Source organism: Chryseobacterium sp. R2A-55 (assembly GCF_021401085.1).
In the GTDB taxonomy this organism is placed as follows: domain Bacteria; phylum Bacteroidota; class Bacteroidia; order Flavobacteriales; family Weeksellaceae; genus Kaistella.
The window spans coordinates 1-2,600 of sequence record NZ_JACBFP010000025.1 but is presented as its reverse complement, the minus strand read 5'-3'; the positions used below and the strand labels follow the sequence as shown (position 1 = coordinate 2,600).

At 32.4% G+C, this 2,600-nt stretch carries 4 protein-coding genes; 1 reads left to right on the top strand and 3 read right to left on the bottom strand.

Translation table 11 applies throughout. From position 1 onward, the window contains the following. The coding region (locus L0951_RS13620; RefSeq protein WP_234111806.1) for a transposase at positions 1–479 on the top strand (479 nt) is incomplete at its 5' end. Between the two features lie 270 nt (positions 480–749). On the opposite strand, the gene L0951_RS13615 is transcribed toward L0951_RS13620, so the two are convergent. The 3 genes from L0951_RS13615 to L0951_RS13605 are packed head-to-tail and all read right to left on the bottom strand — an operon-like array spanning position 750 to position 2,401. Continuing rightward, positions 750–1,109, bottom strand: coding sequence for a hypothetical protein (locus L0951_RS13615; RefSeq protein WP_234111805.1), 360 nt, complete (start codon positions 1,107–1,109; stop codon positions 750–752). Between the two features lie 15 nt (positions 1,110–1,124). Continuing rightward, the gene (locus tag L0951_RS13610; protein ID WP_234111804.1) at positions 1,125–1,763 is read right to left on the bottom strand and encodes a hypothetical protein; all 639 of its coding nucleotides are present in this window, start codon (positions 1,761–1,763) and stop codon (positions 1,125–1,127) included. Next, the gene (locus tag L0951_RS13605; protein ID WP_234111803.1) at positions 1,760–2,401 is read right to left on the bottom strand and encodes a hypothetical protein; all 642 of its coding nucleotides are present in this window, start codon (positions 2,399–2,401) and stop codon (positions 1,760–1,762) included. The genes L0951_RS13610 and L0951_RS13605 overlap by 4 nt, the downstream gene beginning before the upstream one ends. Between the last annotated feature and the right edge of the window lie 199 nt (positions 2,402–2,600).

Sequence of the window (2,600 nt, the reverse complement as noted above, 5' to 3'; positions counted from 1 at the left end):
TGGAGAAACTCTTCGCCAAAAGCTGGGTCGTCTATGCCAAGCGGCCTTTTGGCGGCCCGAAACAGGTAATTGAATATCTGGGAAGATACACCCACAAAGTGGCCATCAGCAATCACCGGATCAAGGAAGTCACAGATAAAGAAGTTCGTTTTACCTACAAAGATTACCGCAAAGGCGGCGAGAAAAAAGAAATGACTTTATCGAATGTGGAGTTTATCAGGCGCTTCAGTCTGCACATTCTGCCGAAAAGATTTGTGCGGATCCGCCATTACGGTATTTTAAGCAGCAGCTGGAAGCGTGGAAAACTTCAGGGTTTGCAAGAAAGTTTAAAAGTGGACCGAAGCGTTTTTGTTCCCCAGACTATGCTCAGAAAATGCCGGTGTTGCAAAGAAGGAAACCTGGTGACTATTGCAGCTTTCGGGCAGCGCGGTCCGCCGCAGGATTTTCTTTTCGTCACCCAACCTTCGTCTGCGAAATAACCTTTGCGGGTAAGGGAACCTTTGTCCTGCAGCGAAGAAAACCCGCAGAACCTGCCTGTCGGCAGACAGGAACCACTCACAACGGCTATCAAACGCCACAAAAAAAGCAGTACTTCTAAAAAAACTGCTTTGTAGCTCTGAATGCTAAAAACGAAATCCCCATAATAGGACCATCATACTGCTGAAAAGCTACCTGAGCTTCCGTTCAACGGGCTTTCATTTCTTGTCTTTCAGACAAAACGAAAGCTTAGTTATTGGCAGCAGTTTTTTTTATATAATTTTTCCATCAACAACTTCAATTTTTTCCATTCTATTAAGTTGATATGTGCCATTTGGTGCAGGTTTTCCATCAATTGTAACTCTTCTTTCGCCTGAATTTTCAACTTCTATTACGCCATTATCTGTATAATATTTGGTAAATGGTTTCGGTTCATTGTTTGAAATCACATTTTTATATGGTTTAGGTTTTAAGCAAAAAACCCAAATCATCGCTATTAAAGGAAAGAAAAATCCGAAAACAGACCAACCTCCTGCTTCACGATTTAATGATTTTGCTTGACTATAACATACAATTGCTCCTACAACACGAAAAGCAAATGAAAGAAATAAAAGCCCGTTATTTTGTTCCATGGTTTTTAAAATTTATTATTTCCAAAGATTGTTAATTACAATAGTATTTATGATTTTATTTGATAGATTATCTGCTAAGAATCGGTCTTGTTCATCTTTAATATTCTGAAAATTAAAACTTATATTGATTATTTTAGTCTTATAGGGAATTTGATAATAAACCATATAAAAATCCATTGTAAACTCTGCTCTTCGCAATGTTCCAAAAGTTGACCCGACTGAACTTTCAATACCCTCAACTTTTGTTATTCTGCATGTAGAGTTTTTTGGATTTTCAATTCCTATTTCATTAAAGTAATTAGAACAATTTTTTGCGGTAGGAAAACTTTGCAACATTATATCTTTAATATCCTTATCTGACAATAGTCTAAATGCTTTTTTTTCTTCAGGTGAAGATTTTTCAATAATATCAGTTATTCCGAAAGTTGATCTAATTGATTTGTCAGGATTGGCAAAATTGTATAACATATGAGGTCTTTTACCCTCTGTTTTTGTCCAATCCGCAGGATAACTAATATTAATGTCAAGTCCTAACGATTTTTCATGATTTTTTGTCGAGATTTTTTGTATTTCCTCTTTCTTTAATTCATTAGCAATTTGAGAAAAATAGATACAAAAAAACAAAAGTGAGAAAAGTGTAAATATTTTTTTCATTCATTTATTTTTATTGAGTTTAACATTTCTTTAATTAATGGAAGCACTGTGTCATAATTAACTTTATCGGTAGAAAATTCTAGTTGATAAAAAAAATTTTCAACAGGAATTGTGAAAATATCAGCAACTATAGTCTTATTGTTTTTGAGCATGACCATTTCTGAACTTATGTGAAAGTAATTAATATTTTTTGTTTTTTTAAATGAAGTTGGGTTTATTTTTGTGATTTTTGCAATCCCTGTATTACTGATATGCTCTTTGTTTGCTTTAATATTTTCATCATACATTTCTTTTATTTCGTTCTGTAGTTCAGAATTAGAAGAATAATAATTATTTGAAAATGAAAATCCAATTTTGGTTTGGGAAAGAACAAGATTATTTAAGCAATTACAAGTTTTATTTTTAAAAGTAAAAGTTGTTCTTTCATTATAGTCTAATTCAATCTGTTTAAAAGTTTCATTTAACTTTTGATTTTCATCTCTGATATTTTTTTTTGCTTCATCAAGTAATTCCTTATTTAATATTTGGTAATTTGATGATATTTCAAAGTTAATTTCGCCATAATTAATATTTTGAGTTTGGGAGAATATTTTTGAAAAAGTTAAAATGAGAATAAAAAAATAAATCTTCTTTTTCATACTTGTGTTGATTTTTAGGTGCATTTTATAAAATTGCTGCCAACGCGTAAATATACGTATATTATCTGAAGTACTAATTTTTTTTATTCATAAAACCAAACAAACTGACAAAGTATTGGATATTAGGGTTTTATCACTACTTTTGTGTAGCGTATTACGGATAAATAACCACCCCGATCGCTCCAGATAAACGTGTAAT

Bases quoted from the DNA above. Each gene is read 5' to 3' on its own strand.
- L0951_RS13615 (WP_234111805.1), bottom strand. From the start codon at position 1,109: ATGGAACAAAATAACGGGCTTTTATTTCTTTCATTTGCTTTTCGTGTT.
- L0951_RS13610 (WP_234111804.1), bottom strand. From the start codon at position 1,763: ATGAAAAAAATATTTACACTTTTCTCACTTTTGTTTTTTTGTATCTAT.
- L0951_RS13605 (WP_234111803.1), bottom strand. From the start codon at position 2,401: ATGAAAAAGAAGATTTATTTTTTTATTCTCATTTTAACTTTTTCAAAA.